Source organism: Gimesia panareensis (assembly GCF_007748155.1).
GTDB lineage: Bacteria > Planctomycetota > Planctomycetia > Planctomycetales > Planctomycetaceae > Gimesia > Gimesia panareensis.
Map to the genome: position 1 here is coordinate 6,593,074 of NZ_CP037421.1, position 19,643 is coordinate 6,612,716.

14 protein-coding genes are annotated in these 19,643 nt (G+C 53.7%); 1 reads left to right on the forward strand and 13 read right to left on the reverse strand.

Going from position 1 to position 19,643, the window contains the following annotated elements; all coding sequences use genetic code 11:
* Nucleotides 1–87 precede the first annotated feature (87 nt).
* The 12 genes from Enr10x_RS24730 to Enr10x_RS24785 form a co-directional block, all read right to left on the reverse strand.
* Nucleotides 88–1,398: a DUF58 domain-containing protein gene (locus Enr10x_RS24730; RefSeq protein WP_145451699.1), complete on the reverse strand. Its 1,311-nt coding sequence runs from the start codon at nt 1,396–1,398 to the stop codon at nt 88–90.
* Nucleotides 1,395–2,354, reverse strand: a complete 960-nt coding sequence (locus tag Enr10x_RS24735) for an AAA family ATPase (RefSeq protein ID WP_145451701.1) — start codon at nt 2,352–2,354, stop codon at nt 1,395–1,397. Before Enr10x_RS24735 ends, Enr10x_RS24730 begins: the two co-directional genes overlap by 4 nt.
* A gap of 237 nt (nt 2,355–2,591) precedes the next feature.
* A complete protein-coding gene (locus Enr10x_RS24740) occupies nt 2,592–3,368 on the reverse strand; it encodes a FliA/WhiG family RNA polymerase sigma factor (RefSeq protein WP_145114093.1) in 777 nt (258 codons plus the stop codon).
* 77 nt (nt 3,369–3,445) lie between these two features.
* A complete protein-coding gene (locus Enr10x_RS24745; RefSeq protein WP_145114091.1) occupies nt 3,446–3,667 on the reverse strand; it encodes a hypothetical protein in 222 nt (73 codons plus the stop codon).
* A 371-nt stretch (nt 3,668–4,038) separates the two neighbouring features.
* A complete protein-coding gene (locus Enr10x_RS24750) occupies nt 4,039–5,022 on the reverse strand; it encodes a P-loop NTPase (RefSeq protein WP_145114089.1) in 984 nt (327 codons plus the stop codon).
* A gap of 74 nt (nt 5,023–5,096) precedes the next feature.
* A complete protein-coding gene (gene flhF, locus Enr10x_RS24755; protein WP_145451703.1) occupies nt 5,097–6,452 on the reverse strand; it encodes a flagellar biosynthesis protein FlhF in 1,356 nt (451 codons plus the stop codon).
* Nucleotides 6,453–6,551: 99 nt separating this feature from the next.
* A complete protein-coding gene (gene flhA / locus Enr10x_RS24760; protein WP_145114085.1) occupies nt 6,552–8,645 on the reverse strand; it encodes a flagellar biosynthesis protein FlhA in 2,094 nt (697 codons plus the stop codon).
* Between the two features lie 233 nt (nt 8,646–8,878).
* A complete protein-coding gene (locus Enr10x_RS24765; protein ID WP_145114083.1) occupies nt 8,879–10,306 on the reverse strand; it encodes a DUF1501 domain-containing protein in 1,428 nt (475 codons plus the stop codon).
* A gap of 59 nt (nt 10,307–10,365) precedes the next feature.
* Complete coding sequence (locus Enr10x_RS24770) at nt 10,366–13,458, reverse strand: PSD1 and planctomycete cytochrome C domain-containing protein (protein ID WP_145451704.1); 3,093 nt, start codon at nt 13,456–13,458, stop codon at nt 10,366–10,368.
* Nucleotides 13,459–13,690: 232 nt separating this feature from the next.
* A complete protein-coding gene (locus tag Enr10x_RS24775) occupies nt 13,691–14,500 on the reverse strand; it encodes a hypothetical protein (protein ID WP_145451705.1) in 810 nt (269 codons plus the stop codon).
* Between the two features lie 30 nt (nt 14,501–14,530).
* Nucleotides 14,531–15,775 (reverse strand): class I SAM-dependent methyltransferase, encoded by a 1,245-nt coding sequence (locus Enr10x_RS24780; protein WP_145451706.1) that lies wholly within the window; start codon nt 15,773–15,775, stop codon nt 14,531–14,533.
* Nucleotides 15,750–16,823, reverse strand: coding sequence for a prepilin peptidase (locus tag Enr10x_RS24785; protein ID WP_197997350.1), 1,074 nt, complete (start codon nt 16,821–16,823; stop codon nt 15,750–15,752). The genes Enr10x_RS24780 and Enr10x_RS24785 overlap by 26 nt, the downstream gene beginning before the upstream one ends.
* Nucleotides 16,824–17,638: 815 nt before the next feature.
* On the opposite strand from Enr10x_RS24785, the gene Enr10x_RS24790 reads away from it, so the two are divergent.
* A complete protein-coding gene (locus Enr10x_RS24790; protein ID WP_145451708.1) occupies nt 17,639–19,078 on the forward strand; it encodes a hypothetical protein in 1,440 nt (479 codons plus the stop codon).
* A gap of 12 nt (nt 19,079–19,090) precedes the next feature.
* Here Enr10x_RS24790 and Enr10x_RS24795 read toward each other — a convergent pair whose 3' ends face one another.
* Nucleotides 19,091–19,546, reverse strand: a complete 456-nt coding sequence (locus Enr10x_RS24795) for a hypothetical protein (protein ID WP_145451709.1) — start codon at nt 19,544–19,546, stop codon at nt 19,091–19,093.
* Nucleotides 19,547–19,643 lie beyond the last annotated feature (97 nt).

The window sequence follows — 19,643 nt, forward strand, 5'->3', positions numbered from 1 at the left end:
GGAGTGATGGTTTAAAAATGCACGCATGGATACAACTATAACCCTGTGCGCAGCTGGAAGCAAACGGGGGACATCGCAGCGTTGTAATCAGAGTAGCTGTCGCGCTTTGATATCCAAATAGCGGCTGATGAGATTCACCGACAGATTCTCAGGCAGCGTATCCAGGATCAGCAGTCCGGATTTCTGTAGCGCCGCGATCTGTGACGTCTGGGTGGCGACAATTTCCGCTGCCGCTGCGATCTGGAAGGCTTCGCGGTCCGTTTCCGGAATCGCGTTCATGCGGTCCTGCAGGGGAACGTTACGCAGGAAGGCAGACAGCACCAGGTGCGGCCAGCGCATCATTCGCAGGGCATTGCTCAGATGTGAGAGGTGCACTTCATCCAGCGCGTGGGTCAGTACGACCACCAGCGAGCGTTTGCGGTACCTCAGTTGCAGCTGTTCCGACATCAGCCGATAGTCCGAGGCCTCGTAGACCGGATTCAGATCATACACCTGGCGGATCAGTTTCTGGATCGAACCGGCACCGCGCACCGGAGGCACCCAGCGCTCCACTTTGTTTGAGCAGGCCATCAGCGAGACAGTGTCTCCCTGCCGCAGTGCTACATAACTTAAGAGGATCGCCGCGTTCAAGGCCCGGTCAAAGTGGGTCACGCCTTCGTCGGCGTTGCACATCGAACGGCCGCAGTCGAGCAGGAAGATAATGTTCTGATTCTTTTCGACCACGTATTCGCGACTGATCAGCTCCTGGTGCCGCGAGGTTGCTTTCCAGTCGATACTGCGAAATTCGTCGCCGCGACGGTACTCTCGCAGACGATCAAACTCGGTCCCACGGCCCCGCAGGCGGGACATCTGAATCCCCGCTTCCGCCAGTCGATTGCGGCGGGCCATCAGTTCCACGCCATGCACGGCTTTGATATCCGGATAGATCCTGATTTCCTGGTGAATGTCCCGTTCATCGTAGATGGTCCACAGGCCGAGCCGGCTTTTCATCTGTAGAAAGACCCGCCGAAACCGGTTCTTGCCCCGGTGGTGTGGTTCCACATGGTAGATGCTGTACTGGTGCTTGTTCGGAAACAGCTCGATATCGAAGGGCAGATCCGTGTAATGACAGGGCATCGGCGGTTCATCGTGCACATGAATCTTGAGCGGCACCGTCCCGCGGTTGGTAAACCAGAGTTTGACGCTGTTGGGGGTGCCGACGCTCAGGACTTCATTTACATCCCGGTTGACTTCGATCGCCAGCAGGGAAGGAGTGATCGCCAGATCGATCAGCGACAGCAGGAAGACTCCCAGGCAGATCAGGATGCCCAGCTGTCCTGCTTCGGGCCAGACCGTCCCCAATGCGAACGGGATCATGGCGGCAGCGAACAGAAACAGCAGAGAGAGTCGGGGCATCATTGGCGGGGCGCCTCGACACTTTCCAGGATCTCACGGATGACGTCATCCACGTTGATGCCTTCAATCTCCGCTTCCGGGTGTAGTCGAATCCGATGCCGCAGTACGGGCAGGGAGAGATCCTTGACATCATCGGGCACTACAAAGTCCCGACCCTGGCAGGCGGCCATCACCCGCGAACCGATCAACAGGTTCACGCTGGCCCGCGGACTGGCGCCGACCTCAATCGTGTGCCAGCCCCGGGTACGGGAGACGATCGAGGTGATGTAATTAATGATCGACGGCTCGACAATGATTTCACTGGCCCGTTTCTGGATGGCCAGGATCGTCTCTGTGTTCAAGACCGACTCGATCCCAAAAGTGCCCAGGTCGCGATTGTCCTTTCCGGCAGCATACAGGTCGAGGATCGCATTCTCCTGATCCTGGGTCGGGTAGTCGACCAGTAGTTTAAACATGAAGCGGTCCAGCTGCGCTTCGGGCAGCGGATAGGTGCCCTCCTGTTCCAGCGGGTTCTGAGTAGCAATCGTCAGAAAGGGGCGTTCCAGCGGATAGGTTTTGCCATCCACCGAAACCTGGCGTTCCTGCATCGCTTCCAGCAGTGCCGACTGCGTCTTGGCCGGGGCCCGGTTGACTTCATCCGCGAGCAGCAGATTGGTAAACAGCGGACCTTCATTGAATGTAAAGACCTTCTCGTGCATATCGTACACGGTATGCCCGGTGATATCGGAAGGCATCAGGTCGGGGGTAAACTGGATCCGCCGAAACCGGCTGGACAGGACGTGGCTGAGCGTATTGACCAGCAGCGTTTTACCCAGACCGGGAACCCCTTCGATCAGGACATTCCCCTCACAGAACAGGGCGATCAGCACTCCTTCTACCAGGTCCTCCTGACCCATGAGAACTTTTCCCACCTCCGTCAGTGAGCGCTGATAGTAATCTTCAATTTGAGAAACTTCCATGAATGACCTGTCACCCCGATTGTTTGTCTGAAGTATGTAAATCCCAAGCGATCTGAAATCGACGAGCCGGAACTGATGTTCCCTGTCCGCCTATTCTAAATCGAATCCCGTGCCAATTTCGAGTAAACAGATCGAGAACTCGCAGGAATTTACAAATTGAACATTTGGAGTACGCATAAAAAAAGGCCTCCAGATGGCTGGAGGCCTTTTGTGTCTTAGAGGAGTAAGACAAATGTTTTATGCAAATTCGGGACGTCGACGGCCCAGTTGTTCTTTCAGGCGGTTGACGATGCTGGAGTGCATCTGGCTGACGCGCGACTCGGACAGACCCAGGGTGCTGCCGATCTCTTTCATGGTCAGTTCTTCGTAATAATACAGGATGATAATCAGACGCTCGTTGCGGTTCAGGCCCTTGGTGACCAGACGCATCAGATCCCGTTTCTGGATGCTCTTGGTCGGATCTTCCCCTTTGGCATCCTCGAGAATATCGACTTCCCGTACATCTTTGTAGCTGTCGGTTTCGTACCACTTCTTGTTGAGGCTTACCAGGCCGACGGCGTTGGCTTCGCTTTTGAGTTTTTCAAACTCCTTGCGAGACAACTGCATCTTGCGGGCAATTTCCTCATCCGCCGGGGGACGACCGTGTTCTGCTTCCGCTGCCTTCCGGGCCGCTTCCAGCTTGCTGGCCTTGCTCCGTACCAGACGGGGAACCCAGTCCATGGTACGCAGTTCATCCAGCATGGCGCCTCGGATACGGGGAACGCAGTAAGTTTCAAACTTCACGCCCCGTTCCAGATCGAATGCATTAATTGCATCCATCAGTCCAAATACACCAGCTGAGATCAAGTCGTTTAAATCGACCCCTTCAGGGAGCTTCGCCCAGACCCGTTCTGCATTATAACGAACCAGGGGAATGTATTGCTCAATCAATTTATTGCGAAGTGTCTGGTTGGATTGATCCTGCTTGAATTCCTTCCAGACCTCTGCGATTTCTTCACTGGCTTTGATGGCCATTTACTCCTCCGTGATCAACTTACAGTCGTTTCAAATAGGCACGATATGAAATGAATGACTGCTAATACTTTTTATTCTTATTCAAGATTGGTTTTCCATTTTTCAAAACTCGCCCGTACTGATTCTTCAACCAGACGGGAAGCAACCTCTCCGAACACCAGGCCAAGACCAAAAAATATGACTGCAGCTATGAGTGCGGATTGTGTCGCTCCAATAAAATCAGTGTGAGAAATAATTCCCCGTACTGATTCAGTCGCAAAAGCGATCAGCGATAATCGAAATGCATAATGCAGGGCCACAGAATATTCCCGGATAGAGTTTGAAAAACGATGGGATGAAACTCGCTTCACTTTTCGAAGAGAACTTCACACCTCTATCTTTTAATATCGGTGTCCTGATTCAGAAAATTTAACCTTTCTCCTACAATTTAGATAATCGTTAAAAACTAACATTTCATCGGCTCCCGGTGCGTACCACGATCCGCAGGTTCATTTCCTAAGTTCCGAGATGAACACTGGTTGGATTGCGCAGTAACAGACCAGCGTCTGCACGCACTTCAATCAAATGAATTGTCAGGGGTTACAAATTGGACGTGACTTTAAGTCAGGAAAGAACGGGATGAGAGAGATGAGAGAGTAGGTTCCCGGAGTTTCAATCCTGAATTTCAAGTTTATGCGGCTTCACCCAGCAGACGCTGCCAAAGTCGCGGAAAGTAAGACTCTTGTTTGTTTGGTTGTTCGTTCGTTTTTCGCACATCGATTACATGTCGGGCCAGACGGAAAATCGCCTCAGCAGCCGGGCTGTGCGGATGACTGAGCACCAGCGGATCCCGATCGTAGACTGACTGGACGACTTGCAGATCGTGAGGGATCTGGCCTGCCTGGTTTAAACCGGTGTGCAAAAACAGTTCGGTCGTTTTTTTGAGTTGCTGAAATACTTTTTCGCCCTGGTCCAGTGAGGTGCATTGATTGACCAGAGCTTGTATTTTGAGTGATTCGATGGTCGATAATGATTTGATCGTGGCATATGCATCCGCAATGGCCGTCGGTTCGGGAGTCGTCACAATCAATACATCGTCTGCTGTTGTGACGAACTGCCGGATACTGCGATGTATGCCGGTGCCGTTATCCAGAATCAGGTAATCGTGTGTTGCTTCCAGTTCCTGCATCTGGCCCAGCACATCTTTGCGGACCGCTTCCGAACAGTCAGCCAGATCCGTCAGACCGCTGGCTCCGGTGATGACATTGATTCCCAGTGGCCCTTCGAGTTGAATTTCTTTTAAGGAACGGGCACCACTCACCACATGGGACAGATTCCAGTAGCCGTTCAGGCGACAGAGTAAATCGATGTTACCCAGCGCGAGATTGATATCCATCAGGCAGACCGAAGCGCCGGTTTTCGCCAGTGCCAGAGCCAGGTTCAGCGAAATGACCGACTTGCCCACGCCCCCTTTTCCGCTACAGACCGCCAGGGTCCGGCAGCGTGAGGTGTTCGTTTTCTCAATGATTCCCGGCTGTCGCTGTTCCATCAGACCACGCAGGACCTTCGCCTGGTCGCCCCGTGACGAACCGGCAGAGATCTCATGTGGATCTGCAGGCAAACCGGACTGCAGATCCGCGTGGTCGAAGTTGAATTCATTGACAGCTGGAGCCATCGGCTGACCCTCTATTTAAGGAGACGTGAAAAAAGTGTATGAAATGAAGTAAAGGTAAGACTGGTTTGGTAAGACTATCGCAGGCGATCTTCTCCCAGTACCAGGCGTGAAATGCGTGCGGCGTTGGCCGGTTCAATGTCATCGGGGACATCCTGACCGGTGGTCAGATACTGGACTGGAAGTTTGACTTTCTGACTCAGTGTCAGCAGGCTGCCCATCACGGGAGCTTCATCCAGTTTGGTCAGAATCATCGAGGTGGGACGGGCGACTTTGAATCGTTCAGCAATCGCTTCCAGGGAGCGGACACTGGAGGTCATACTCATCACCAGCGCGACATCATCAATGGGAACTTCACGGAACAGACTTTCCAGTTCCTGAATTTTCAGATCATCGCTCGGGCTGCGACCTGCGGTGTCGATCAGAATCAGATCCAGCCCCACCATTTCATCGAGTGCCTGCTGCATCTCGCGCGGTGTGCTGACGACCTTCATGGGCAGATCAATGATTTCGGCATAAGTCCTTAACTGTTCGACAGCTGCGATGCGGTAAGTATCGACGGTAACCAGACCCATTTTAATATTGTCGCGGAGACGAAAGTTCGCGGCGAGTTTGGCGATCGTGGTTGTCTTACCAACACCGGTGGGACCGACAAGGGCGACTACTTTCCGTTCGCCGGGCACAGGTCGAATCGGGGACGCACAGGCGACTTGTGATTCAATCAGAGCGGCGAGCAGGGACTGACTGGCCTGGCTGTCTGTCAATTGCTCGGGAGTGGCATGCTCTTTCAGTTTCGTGATTAGTTCGTGAGCAATGCTTTCATCGACTTCGGCGTCGATCAGATCAGTGTAGATCTGGAACAGTTCCGGGGGGACATCGGTAGAGCGTTGGTTGCGGGTGCGGCGATCCAGTGATTCCAGCATCTCCTGGATGGCATTCAGCTTTTCTGCAAATTCTTCGGTAGGATCATAGCCCCGCCGGGTATCCCGTTTCGGCTCAGGTCGCGTTTCCTGGAGACGCTGTTCAAAACGACTTTGTGTCTGGGGCCTGCGTTCATAGTCAGAGCTTTGTTCGGGAAGCGGGGTTCGGCATACTGGTGGTGCCTGTCGTTCGGGCGGCGTCTCACGATATATGCTTTCGCGAGGGGCTGCGGATTCTGTTCGAGCGCCCGCTGGTTGCAGATTGGAAGCACGGTGTTGCAGCGTTGAACTGGCGGGGCGCCTGCCGTTTTGGACTGCGGCCGGTGTTCGTACCTTAATGCCCAGTCCTGCGGTGATTTCAAATTCTTCCGGAGTACGGGTCCAGGGCAAGAGACCTTTTCGCCCTGGCACCTGCTTGGTCTGCAGGATGACAGCTTCGCTACCCATTTCCTCGCGAACCAGCTGCAATGCTTCCTGCATTGAGGCGGCTTTGAATGTGCGAACATCTGACATGGTTTCCAGTTCCTGTTTGATTGTTTTCCGTTTGATCCTGCTGGATCTATGTTTATTTTGAATCAGTTCTGTGACGTGTTGACGTTATTTTTCAGCTTCTTATGCAGCTCCTGCTCCCGCAACCGCGTTCGATTTCAGTCGATCTGCTGAGATCTGCCCGATCGCTTCCACATCGGTATCGCGGGTGATTTCATTCAGACTCAATACCACCAGGCGTGGTAACAGGGGTGATGTAATCTGTTTCAGGCCGGCACGAATCTGCGGATTGCAGAGTACGATCGGATGCCCTCCCGCTGCGACCAGTGGTTCGATCTGGTCGGCAATCGCCTGGGTGATGATCTCGCCCGTACGCGGTGCCAGTTTGATCGCCAGGCCATGCTCGTTGTAATCGATGCCCGACATGAGCACGTCTTCCAGTTCCGGGTCGAGCGTCACCACTCTCAGCAGACGATTGCTGTCGCGGTACTGCTGACAGATCGAGCGGGCCAGACCATTACGGACATATTCGGTAAGCAGCATCGGCTCTTTGGTACGGTCTGCATAGTCGCCCAGCGTCTGCAGGATGGTTTCCAGATCGCGAATCGGCACTCGTTCGCGAAGCAGATTCGAGAGCACGTGCTGGACTTGTGAAATCTTGAGGACATCGGGAATCAGTTCTTCCACGACCTTCGGAGAATTTTCTTTCAGGTTCTCGATCAGAGCGTGGACCTGTTCGCGGGTGAGCAGTTCACTGCTGTGTTCGCGAACGACTTCTGTCAGGTGAGTGATCGCCACCGCGGACGGCTCCACAACGTTGAAGCCCATCAGTTCGGCGCGTTCTTTCTGGCCCAGTTCAATCCATTTGGCAGGACGACCAAAGGCAGGCTCGATCGTATCGATGCCCGGGATATCACCGTTGGTCGCTCCCGTATCGATGGCCAGTAACCCATCGGGGTAGATCGAACCCCAGGCAACCGCGACGTCGCGGATCTTAATCTGGTAATCGCGTTGTCCCAGGCGGATGTTATCACGAATTCGCACTTTGGGCAGAATGATTCCCAGTTCCTGGGCAATCTTGTGCCGGATGCGGGTCACCCGATCCAGCAGATCGCCACCGGTCGCCGGATCAGCCAGTCTTAACAGGCCGACACCCAGTTCCAGTTCCAGCGGATCGACGAACAGATGGTCTTCCGGCTTCGGCTCGGGTGCCTGTTGTGCCTGCTGCTGTTGGTGTGTTTCTGCTTTCTGTTTTTGCACTTCTGTCGCCTGTTGACCTTTGCGACGCATGACACCAGTCACGGTACAGCCGACTGCCAGGGCCAGCATCGGACCGGCGGGCAGTCCGGTGAATGCCAGAGCGAACAGGAAGGTGGATGCCAGGAACAGGGCTTCGGGATGACCGGAAAACTGTTTGACGACGTCCCGGGGCAGATTACTGTCGACTGAAGTTCGGGTGACAATCAGGCCGGCTGCCAGCGAGATCAGAAAGCCCGGCACCTGAGTGACCAGACCATCGCCGATGGTCAACGTGGTAAACACGGTTGCTGCTTTGGACAGTTCCATGCCATGATCGACCATACCCACATACAGACCGCCGACGACGTTGATCAGCGTGATGATGATACTGGCGATTGAGTCGCCGCGGACGAACTTACTGGCACCATCCATGGAGCCATAGAAGTCGGCTTGCTCGGTGATTTCCTTACGGCGGGCTTTGGCTTCCTCAGAGGTGATCAGACCCGCATTCAGGTCGGCATCGATCGCCATCTGCTTACCAGGCATACTGTCCAGTGAGAAACGGGCCGCGACTTCACTGATACGTGTCGCACCTTTGGTGATCACCATAAACTGAATCGTGACCAGAATCACAAAGATAATCAGTCCCACAACCAGATGACCGCCTGCTACGAACTGACCGAAGGCTTCGATCACGCCGCCTGCCGCCGCAGTACCGTCGTCGGCTCCTCGCGTCAAAATCAGTCGGGTGGTCGCCACGTTCAGTACCAGCCGGGCCAGGGTCGTGCCCAGCAGAATCGCCGGGAAGACGCTGAATTCCAGCGGACGGGTGACGTAAATTGTTGTCATCAAAATCACTACGGAAACAGTGATATTGCAGGACAGCAGGAAGTCCATCACCAGCGGAGGCAGCGGCGCAATGATCACCAGGACTGAACTCACTATGACTAGTGGGAAGATCAGACCCGAATTGCGCATTATTGCTCCGGATAGACCGGTCTTAGACTCCGGTGGCATCCATGCCTCCGCATTGATTGGGGGTTAGGGTTGGTTTTTAAAGTGTCAGAACGACAGATTAAGTGTGAAGTGAAGTGTTAATTTTTTGAGATGAATGAGAGAGAGGCGAGTGATAATGGAAACTCGAAATTCTGTCCAGAGGATTTCTTCATATTTCGTTCAAGTTTTTTTCAGAGCCTGCCGACGCCTCCATTTTAAGCCAGCATTTTCTGCACAACATGGGCTTCTTCCACCCCTGTTAAGCGGAAATCGAGACCCTGGTAAAAATAGGAAAGATCATGGTGATCAATCCCCAGCAGGTGCAGCACGGTTGCGTGGAAGTCACGCACATGAATCGTGTCTTTGACAGTATAGTAACCCAGTTCGTCAGTCTCTCCTATTGTGACACCCGGTTTGGAGCCGCCCCCGGCAACCCAGATGGAGAACGCGTCGATATGGTGATCGCGGCCGATCAAATCTCGAGGTTCGCCCTGCGGCGTGCGTCCGAACTCGCCCCCCCAGATCACCAGCGTATCATCAAGGAGCCCTCGCTGTTTCAGGTCTTTGACGAGTGCCGCGGAAGCCTGATCGGTTTCCAGACACCGGGCATCCAGTGCCTCACCCAGATCAGTTCCCTTGTTGCCATGATGGTCCCAGTCGGTGTGATACATCTGGACGAAGCGGCAGCCTTTTTCAACTAAGCGACGTGCCAGCAAACAGTTACGGGCAAATGAAGGTTTGGCCGGATCGACACCATACATATCCAGAGTCTGTTTTGTCTCACCAGACAGATCCATCAGTTCCGGCGCACTGGACTGCATGCGATACGCCATCTCGTAAGCCGAAATTCGGGTGGCGATTTCCGGATCCTGCGTTTTTTCCAGACGGAGTGAATTCAGCTGATTGACCGTATCAATAAATTCAGACTGCCGTTTCGAGTCGATCCCCGCCGGGCTGGAGAGATTCAGAATTGGATCCGCTCCGTTCAGGAAGGGAACTCCCTGGTAGGTCGTCGGCAGAAATCCGCTCCCCCACAGCGGTGCACCACCACGCGGTCCCCGGGGACCGGACTGCAGTACGACAAAACCGGGCAGGTTCTGAGACTCACTTCCGATGCCGTAAGTCACCCAGGCTCCCATGCTCGGGCGACCAAACTGTTGTGTTCCCGTATTCATGAACAGCTTCGCAGGACCATGGTTGAAGACGTCCGTCTTCATGCTCTTCAAAACCGTAATGTCATCCGCGATGCTGGCCAGATGCGGAACCACTTCTGAGAGCTCAGTGCCTGATTCACCATACTTCTTAAACTTGCGGCGGGTCCCCAGCAGCTTGGCATCCTTTTTCAGAAAAGCAAACTGCTTCCCCTTCACGTAGGATTCAGGGATGACCTTCCCTTCCAGTTCCTGCAGCTTCGGTTTGAAATCAAACATTTCCAGCTGGCTGGGACCGCCCGCCATGAACATGTAAATCACATTCTTGGCTTTGGCGGGATGATGTGTTGTCCCCAGCATCCCGGAACTGGCCTGGGCCTGCTGTTCCGACTGCATTAACGACGCCAGACCGATGGCCCCGGCACCCACTGCACAATTTTCAAAAAAGTGGCGTCGTGTCTGATCGCGTAACATCAGGTCATTCAACATCATCTGATTCTCCCGGTCTGTCGGTCAGTATTAACTGGTTCGGCAGCCCCTGATGGAAGGAACTATTCCCTGGTAATAAATTCGTCCAGATTCATCAACACGCGGGCGACTGCAGTCCAGCTCGCCGCTTCAATGACGTCAATCTGTTTCGGTAACTTTGCAGAGGCGACTTGCGCTGCCTCTTTAGGGCTCTGTTTGAAATGGGCACGCTGCTCATTCAGATAACCGGTCATCACATTCAGTTCTCGGTCCGACGGGGCACGGGACAGGCAGATCTCAAATGCTTCGCGGATGCGGCCCTCATCATAGTCCGGACCTTCCTGCATAATTCGAATCGCGAATCCCTGTGTCAGCTCGAACAGGGAATGATCATTTGCCAGTGTCAGAGCCTGCAGCGGTGTATTGGAGCGCACCCGACGCGTACAGGTCGTGTTGCTGTTCGGCGCATCAAAGGTTGGCAGCATCGGGTAAGGGCTCGAACGCCAGAAGTACGTATACATGCCCCGCCGAAAGCGATCTTCGTCCTGCTCCTCCGGCCAGCTCTTCTTATTCTGGGTTAAGACGTAAATCCCTTCAGGCTGCGGCGGATAAACGCTCGGCCCGCCAATCTTGCGGGTCAACAGTCCGCTGCAGGTCAGAAACAGATCGCGAATGGATTCCGCTTCCATCCGGAACCGGTTCTGTCGCGATAAGAGCAGATTGCGCGGATCTTTTTCCTGATTGGCCGGGTTGAAGTCGGATGTCTGTCGATAGGCGGCAGAAGTCACGATCAGCTTATGCAACTGTTTCATGTCCCAGTTCAGTCGCATGAATTCCGATGCCAGCCAGTCCAGCAGTTCCGGATGCGATGGTGCCGTCCCCTGAGTACCAAAATCATTCTCTGTTTCCACGAGGCCCCTGCCAATGAATCGCTGCCAGTAACGGTTCACCGTCACCCGCGCGGTCAGCGGCTGTTCCGGACTGGTGAGCCAGTTCGCGAGATCCAGTCGCGAGGGGCTGGTGACACCGTCGGGCAGTGCCGGTAATACCGCGGGGACACCCGGACTGACCAGGGCACCGGGGGCCAGGAAATTACCTCGCAGCAGAATATGCGTTTCGCGTGGTTCGGGAAGTTCCCGCATGATCATCGTGGTGACAATCGCCTTGTTCAGTTTTGTCTGGGCTGCTTTCTGTTTCGACAGCTTCTGATTCAGTGCGAGCCATTTCGAATCCGACTGGTGAAAGGCCTCTTCCACGGTCGTTTTCTGTTTCGCATCCCACTTGTCTGCCGGCTGTTTGAGGATCGCCAGAATTTCGGGTTTGACATTCAGAACCTGTGGGTCGACAGAGGTCGCTGCCAGGCGGAATCGCCCGACATTGTATTTTGCATTCCGCGTATGCGTCAGCGTCACGCGCAGCTTAACAGGCTGTTTGGCAGCGATGGGCTCTTTCAGTTTGAGAATGGCCCGCCGATCGACGTTCATATTTCCTTTGCTGGTATTGATCGCCCAGCCGGTTTTGGGGTCGCCGTCCACCAGGTAACTGGCGGGGAACTTATCCTGGGAATGATCGGCAGTGGCCTGCACCAGTTTGACGGGCTTGAACTCAGACCATCCCGATTCGGACTGCTGTGCCATTTCCACGGTCACTTCATCCAGCACGAAGTTTCCGTTACCCGCCCAGCCCGGTCCCTTGCGAGGCAGGCTCTCATGCGTGAGGACTTCCAGGCGTAAACCCGATGTCCCGTCCGGGATGACGGCTGTTTCGACGACATACGTATCAAACGCGGGGATCTTGCCACCGACGAGCAGTGAATGATCTTCCAGCTCAGTGATCGTGGCGCCATGCACGGATTTCATTTTCTCAGCGGGCAGGATCGTCCATTGCTGCTCTGACTGCTGCACGTTCTGCTGAATCATCGCTTTCCAGGCAGCGAATTCCGGTTCCAGTTCTTGTTTACGTTCCGTCAGTTGCTTTGTGAGTTCTGCGATCTCCTGCTTCAGCTCGGTCTGCTCTGCTTGCTGCTCATCAGTGGGCAATGAGAGCGTTGGGGGCGCACTGTTGATATCAGCCGTACTGTTGAAGATGGCGTACAACTGATAAAAGTCCCGCTGTGTGATCGGATCATACTTGTGTTTGTGACACTGGGCACAGCCGACCGTCAGGCCCAGGAACGCAGCACCTGTCGTATTGACCCGGTCCACGACCGCTTCCACGCGGAACTGTTCCGGGTTTGTGCCCCCTTCCTGATTGATCAATGTATTCCGATGAAAGCCGGTGGCGATCAGCTGCTCGGTGGTCGGCTCCTTGAGCAGGTCGCCCGCCAGTTGTTCTTTAACAAACTGATCGAAGGGCATATTCTGATTGATGGCGTTGATCACCCAGTCCCGGTATTTCCAGATCGAACGGGGACCGTCGATCGTGAAACCATTGGAGTCAGCATAGCGGGCTACATCCAGCCAGTGCCGGGCCCAGCGTTCCCCATAGTGAGGCGATGCCAGCAGACGATCAACCAGGCGTTCGTAGGCACCCGGACCGGTATCGGCTAAAAACTCCTGCACCTGTTCGACCGAAGGTGGCAGGCCCGTCAGATCCAGGCTGAGCCGGCGGATTAGTGTCGACCGGTCGGCTTCGGGAGAAGGTTTGAGTTGTTGGGCTTCCAGACGATGCAGGATAAATGCATCAATCGGATTCCGCACCCAGTCCCGCTGTTTGACTTCCGGAGGTTCGGGGCGGCGGATCGGTTGAAACGACCAGTGATCGGAAGACTGGTCGACTGATTGCAAGGTCTGCTCTGCTTTCGGTATTGATCCTCCTTCATCGATCCAGCGACCAATCAGCTCGATTTCGGCTGGTTTCAACGGAGGCAGCTCGTGTGGCATGCGGGGAATCTTACCTGCCCCTTTCAGGCTCAGGTACAGCAGGCTTTCATCACGTTTCCCCGGAACGACAGCCGGACCACGATCGCCGCCGCCAATCAGACTCGCGCCATAATCCACGCGCAAACCGGATTCTTCTGCGTCTTGAGAATGGCAGTCGTAGCAGTGCTGCTTCAACAGCGGACGGATCTGCTTTTCAAAATCCACTTTGGGAGACGGATCTGCTGCGAAGGCTGTCTGTACTGCAAGCAGCAGGAGACAGCCAGTAGCGGTTACAACTCCTGACAAATTCCGCATGAAAGAACCTGATACAAAAAAGAACCTGATTTCTGCGAGCCGGGATCAAAATCACGAACGCGGATGACAAGGCAGAAATCTGGTTTGCTGGAGAAGCGGGGAAGGTCGCCCGATCGTAAAGTATCTTAATTATCAGGTTACCAGCGGGGGTAGCGAAATGCAAGTTTTTGTCAGACGTCCTGGTGGAAATGAACCGATTCCTCCGGGCTGAAAAACAGGTATTTTACGTGGATTATTCGCCTTCCAGACGCAGGGCTGTAATCCGTACAGGTTGCTTGTCGGCCATGAAGCAGAGGAAGCACTCTTTTCCGGACTGTGCTGCGGGTTGCGCGCAGGTTAGGATGCGACGTCGGCCGATACTGATCACAAACCGGTTGCCCGTTCCTACCAGCCGCACAGGAACGCTCTGGGCTTCCGCGCGTTCCAGACTCACTTCAACACGTTTGAGTTCACTCTTTTTTTTCTGGTCAGAGGCAGAGACTGTCACTCCGGTATTCTGAAAATGGATCTGACTGGAAACCAGGATCTGATCCGGCTTCGCGGGGTCTCTGGTCAGCAACAGTAATTCAAAATCGGGGAACATCTGTTTGACGTCGACACGAAAACTGACGCTGATCTTTTTATAGGGACGAATAAACGTCGCGATACAGTACTGGTCCGTATTGGACTCCATGCCCTCGTCAGTAAATTTCCAGCCTTCATTTTTCCAGAACAGTCGGTAAAACGGATTCTGCCAGCTGGTCGAGTCGAGCTCTCCCTGTTTGACGGTTTCTTCATCCGGCAGCAGGGGCTGTCGATGGGCAGTCTGAGTCAGTACCAGGTCCGAGTCGGGCGTCACGGGATCGAGAACCGGCTTTGGATTTTCTTCAAACCATTCATGCTCCGCGGGATTCGAACTTGCTTGCGAAGCAACAGTCTGGTTCTGACTGGCAGCCTGTTCGTGCTGCTGATGGCGGCGCTGAATTTTATAAACCAGCAGGCCCGTTACCAGGATGATGCATAGAAACAGGAACACTCCCGGTTTCACGCGTCGAGATTTCACTGGTGTTGATTCACTTTTCTCGAGCATGACTTAGCCGGCACTCTCCTTCCCTGAAGATTGAGACAATTCGCGAAAACGATCTCCCAGTGTGCGTTCCAGTGCAAATGCAGGTATTCCAAACTGGGTCTTTAACGACTGATATTCCTGCACTGCCTCGCGCAGCTCAGATTCTGATAACGGCGCTGGTCGTTTAACCGCTTTGATCAGTAAATTTTTAGGCGTATGTTGCGTCTCAATGAATTCGATGACCTGAGTTCGATAACCGAAGATCTCCAGAATCTGAGCCCGTAAGGCATCGGTCACCAGTGCCGCGGTCTTTTCTTTCAGGATACCGTGTTTGAGCAGACCCTCTGCAGATTGACTGTTGATCTGATGATAAATTTCATTCTGGCAGCAGGGAACCGCCATGATCACACTGGCATTGGCCTCCAGAGCCGAGGCGAGGGCAGCGTCGGTGGCCGTATCACAGGCATGCAGCGAGATAGACAGATCGCATTCCCCTTCTCGAGACTGATACGTAGAGATATCGCCGGTCTGAAAGGTCAACCCGCGACAGTCCAGGTTCTCTGCGATCTGCTGGCAATGTTCGACTACGGAGCGTTTCAGATCCAGCCCGGTGATGCTGACCTCACGCTGTAAAATGGATGTGAAAAAATGATGCGTGGCAAATGTCAGATAACTTTTGCCGCAGCCAAAGTCCGTAATCCTCAGGACGTCTGTTTGCGGAAGCGCAGCAACGATGTCGTTGATGAATTCCAGGTAACGGTTAATCTGGCGAAATTTGCGGTATTGCGAGGACTTCACTTTACCGCTCTGCGTCATCACCCCGATCTCTTCCAGAAAGCGACAGGGAACACCTTCCGGGATCAGATACTGTTTGGTCCGGTTGTGCGCTTCGACTTTCACCGGCTGTGCTTTTGTCGGGGCGTGCTTTTTCAACTGCACAGTCCCCTGTTTCGTCTTCTGAAAATGATAGTCTGCCTCACGTGTAAACAGATAGCCTTCCTGAAACAGGTCCGCCCACAGCTGTTCCACTCTCTGGATCGTCTCACAGGGCAGCAGATTTTCATGAACCTCCTGCTGTCCCCGGGTGAATGCCAGTTGATAATGCTGCTTATCCCGGATCATAACGGGGCGGAGTGTCACTTTTCGCCGGGCGGTCGCCTTTTTATTAATCGGTTTACTCAGCACCATTTGAATACAGTTTACTGTTTCTAACGCTTCTGTCACCAGCGCGGGCAAACCTGATTCAGGATGTGAGGGTTGAGGTTTCATCTAAGGGAATCTGATCCTGCGTAGAGTTGGCGGTTTCTCGTTTACGATGTGCAGCTTCAGAAAGGCCAGTCAGGATCGGAATCGTGACCAACTGGCCTCCAGTTACCAGTAGATAGGTAAGGTAACCGGTTTGGCTGGGAAGGATTGTCAAATATCCACCCCCTAACAGTTGTAACGTTAAAACACCTGAAAGAAAAGCCGAAGCGGGCAATCGGTCGCAGAATGAACTTCGGTTTCGACAGATCAGATGTGCCAGGGCGAGGATCAGTGCGGACAGAAATCCCACCATCACCACCTGCTGCCAGCCCAGATAGACGCCGATCAGAAGTGGTAACCAGCTGGTACGTGGCGGAAATAGCGATCGTTGATCCGCAGTCTGAAACAGACTCGGCCAGCAGAACAGAATCCCCACGATGGCACCATAAACCAGCCCCCAGCAGACGGTAAGCAGAGAGCCCGGTTCAAAGTTAAAATGCAGAGTGCCGTAATATTGCAGTTCACTCAGCAGGAGTTCCGTTGAAGACGGCGCCGGTTGAACGGGAACACGGGCAGGCAGAGGATGCAGTTCCGGGAGGAAACAGCCCGCCAGTACGCCAATCCCCAGGCACCAGAGTAACAGCCGGCGGGGAATCAATTCTCGATCAAACTGGATATAGGTCGAGGCCAGCACGACCACAAACAGATAACAGTAGTAGATACCCAGTGCGATCAGGTCCCAGGTGCGTCCTTCCAGGATCTGGTAACCGCCGGAAAAGCGATTCGGAATCCGGAAAGGCAGCAGGGCGCCCCCCGAATGCACGATAGACAGATACAGCAGGAGAAAGAAAGTCCCCACCAGGGCTTCGACAATCGGGTAACGCGGCGAAATTGGTGTCTGACAGTCGCGGCACTTTCCTCGCAGGAGCAGCCATCCCAGAATCGGCAGATTGTCGCGCGTGCGGATCGGATTTTCACATACGGGACAGCGGGACTTGGGTTTGGAAATGTTGAGACCCAGCGGCATCCGATAGATGACCACATTCAGAAAACTGCCGATCACCGATCCCATCACAAAGCACCAGACAGCAGTAAAAGCCTCCAATATCCAATAGGAAGGGCTCCAGCTAATTACTGTCAACAATGGTGTCATTTTCAGTCTATCTCTGGTTTCGCCGATGGCCTGGCGATCCTGTTTTTACTACCGGTACAAAAAGGACCATATCGGAGTTCAAAAAAGTGAAATTATGATCCCCGGCTCTGAAATTCCGGATAATTCTGACTTTATAAAAAATCGGCAGAAAAAAACATTTTGCACAATTCCCCCAATTCGTCAGGGCTGGAATAACCGGTGCAAAGTGGGAAAATGATTCACTCCTAACATCATAAAGAGATCCCTGTCAAAAATACATACACCATCTTACGTAATTGGTACTTCATTTTTCTGAAAGTGGCCTCAGAAGGGGCTTTCTCCAAAACCCCGGTCAACAGATTGAATTACATCAACCGATAAATCTTACATTCCGATTTTTAAGAATCCGGACCTCTGCTCCTTCGGATACGAAACAAGTCTCTCAACTCTCCTTTAATTTCGTATCAGAATGAGTTCATGTGAAGCAGTCAGACAGATCCTTTCTGGTTCTCGGGCGAGCCTGTTCTGTTGAGTGCTCTCTACAAAAGATTACGAATACCTCCAGAATCAGGACGGGAACTGCACAGGCTCACTGCAGGTTCCCTGACATTCGAAATACAGACTGAAGATTTGGAAAGCAGACGGAAATGAATTCAAGGCTGACCCCCGACCTTTGGATGAAATGTTCAACCCTCGTTGTATTCGCGACCGTATTTCAATTGACGTGTAACCTGTGGGGAGAATCAGGACCCAAATTGCTCGTGCCGGATCTGGGACAGAAAACCGGCGAAATCAAACAGGTCAATGTCACCGCTGAAGACAATGATGCGCCGCTGGTCGCCCGGAAACCCGAATTCAGTATCGAAGCTCGTAAACCGGAACTGATTGCCGAAGATTCTGCAGACAAAAAGACGGAAACTGAAACAACGGAAAAAACGAAAAAAGAATCCGTTCCCGAACCCAAGCCATTTCCGGGGATTGCCGACAGTTCCAAACCGTCCATGAAAAAGCCGGAGCCTCCCCCGGTTCCCGATATTGTAGATCCCCTGGACAAACTGGTTGATGAAGCCATTGAAGTCTCTCATCGCCGCATGCTCTCCACCGAAGTACACACCCCCTGGCAGATCGCGCATGGTATTCTCGCACTCCGCTGGGAATATACTCTTTATCAGAATAAGAAACGCATCCGGGCGATCGACTGGGTCTCAACCGGTCCCAACTTCCGCGGGAAACCCTGGTTCATCACAACCGAGCATGGCGGTAAAGGACATCCCTTCACCGAGCCTTATGCCTTCGAAGGACACCCCAACCAGTTTCTGGCGTTCTACGGGATGGCCGGCGTTCCTCTCGACCACAAAATCAATACAGGCGAAAAGACAATCACCATTGCCGACATGATCCGGAACGCCAAGGCGGAAGTGAATACCGACGAAGAAATCACCTGGACTCTGTGGGCCTTCTCCCGCTACCTGCCCTGGGATACCGAATGGGTCAGCGAACGAAATGAAGAGTGGAGCATGGAGAAGCTGGTACGGGTCCAGATGCAGTCTGAACCGACCCGCTCGGCATGTGGGGGAACTCACGGTCTGTTTGCTCTGGCCAGTGCCGTCAATTGCTATGCTCGCGATCAAAAACAGTTGCGTGGTACCTGGCTGGAAGCCAGCATGCGTGTGCGTCAATACGCTGAGTATGCCCGCTCCATGCAGAACCGTGATGGCTCGTTCTCCTCCAAATACTTTGAAGGACCCGAATACGCCAGCGATGTAAATAAGCGGGTCTCCACCACCGGTCACACGCTGGAATTCATCATGGAAGCCCTGCCCCAGAATCGATTGAACGAACCCTGGGTGCGGAGTGCCGTCTACCGGATCGCCACCGACCTGATCGAATACAAGAAGCAGCCCCTGGAACCGGGCGGAATGTACCACGCCATCGATTCACTGGTTATCTACCGGGAACGGACTCGTCCAGAGTATGCGAAGTACCTGGAAGAACTGGCAAAAACAAAAGAGTTTTCCGAGCCGGTTCCTGCCGAACCGATCGTCGGTTATTCTGAACGCTTCGAGCAACAGCAGAATACCGCACAGCAGAATACCGCACAGCAGTATCAGCACCAGCAGCAGTATCAGCAGAACAATCAGTCCCGGGACTACCAGCAGGCCCGTCGTCGCGGTCTCTTCTCACGCTTCCGCTAAGCCGCTGGAGCGTTAATCTGGCTGGTCGGTGGAATGACCCTGACCAGCCGACGAGTTGCCGTCCGACTGTTTGAGATTGCGAACCGAAGGGATCCACGTCCGCTGTTCATCGACCGCTTCACGGATCGATTCGAGTGTGGGCGGCTGATTGTTTCCATACTGCACGTGGCTGTTTCGCTTGCGGGGGCGCGGCTTGTACTCGTAGGCATCACTCTCATCTTTTTTCCACCAGTGCCACAGCTTGAGCGATTCCTGGCGTGCTTCCGGCGGCTTATCGCGCAGCAGCCAGGATATCAGGAGCAGAACGGTGATCGTGCCTATCGCCACCATCATGGGGCGTCCTGGCGGTTCACCACTGGTGACAACAACGAACAGGCACGCAAACAATCCCCCCGCCAGTGTAAAGACTGTCGCCAGCCAGGCTGCTGCCTGGTCTCCTGAACCACGAGGGGAGCGACCTGCCGCCATCGTTTCCTTCTCCCGCGTCTTGTCACTTCTGAATCAAAACAGTGAATCAGAAAAACTCAAAGAGGTAAACTGTCTCTCCTCTCAGCTTACCAGATTC

What these genes read in the sequence shown, in the direction of transcription:
- Enr10x_RS24730 (WP_145451699.1), bottom strand. Translation starts at nt 1,398, where the DNA reads ATGATGCCCCGACTCTCTCTGCTGTTTCTGTTCGCTGCCGCCATGATC.
- Enr10x_RS24735 (WP_145451701.1), bottom strand. Translation starts at nt 2,354, where the DNA reads ATGGAAGTTTCTCAAATTGAAGATTACTATCAGCGCTCACTGACGGAG.
- Enr10x_RS24740 (WP_145114093.1), bottom strand. Translation starts at nt 3,368, where the DNA reads ATGGCCATCAAAGCCAGTGAAGAAATCGCAGAGGTCTGGAAGGAATTC.
- Enr10x_RS24750 (WP_145114089.1), bottom strand. Translation starts at nt 5,022, where the DNA reads ATGGCTCCAGCTGTCAATGAATTCAACTTCGACCACGCGGATCTGCAG.
- flhF (WP_145451703.1), bottom strand. Translation starts at nt 6,452, where the DNA reads ATGTCAGATGTTCGCACATTCAAAGCCGCCTCAATGCAGGAAGCATTG.
- flhA (WP_145114085.1), bottom strand. Translation starts at nt 8,645, where the DNA reads ATGCGCAATTCGGGTCTGATCTTCCCACTAGTCATAGTGAGTTCAGTC.
- Enr10x_RS24765 (WP_145114083.1), bottom strand. Translation starts at nt 10,306, where the DNA reads ATGATGTTGAATGACCTGATGTTACGCGATCAGACACGACGCCACTTT.
- Enr10x_RS24770 (WP_145451704.1), bottom strand. Translation starts at nt 13,458, where the DNA reads ATGCGGAATTTGTCAGGAGTTGTAACCGCTACTGGCTGTCTCCTGCTG.
- Enr10x_RS24780 (WP_145451706.1), bottom strand. Translation starts at nt 15,775, where the DNA reads ATGAAACCTCAACCCTCACATCCTGAATCAGGTTTGCCCGCGCTGGTG.
- Enr10x_RS24785 (WP_197997350.1), bottom strand. Translation starts at nt 16,823, where the DNA reads ATGGGATCGGTGATCGGCAGTTTTCTGAATGTGGTCATCTATCGGATG.
- Enr10x_RS24795 (WP_145451709.1), bottom strand. Translation starts at nt 19,546, where the DNA reads ATGGCGGCAGGTCGCTCCCCTCGTGGTTCAGGAGACCAGGCAGCAGCC.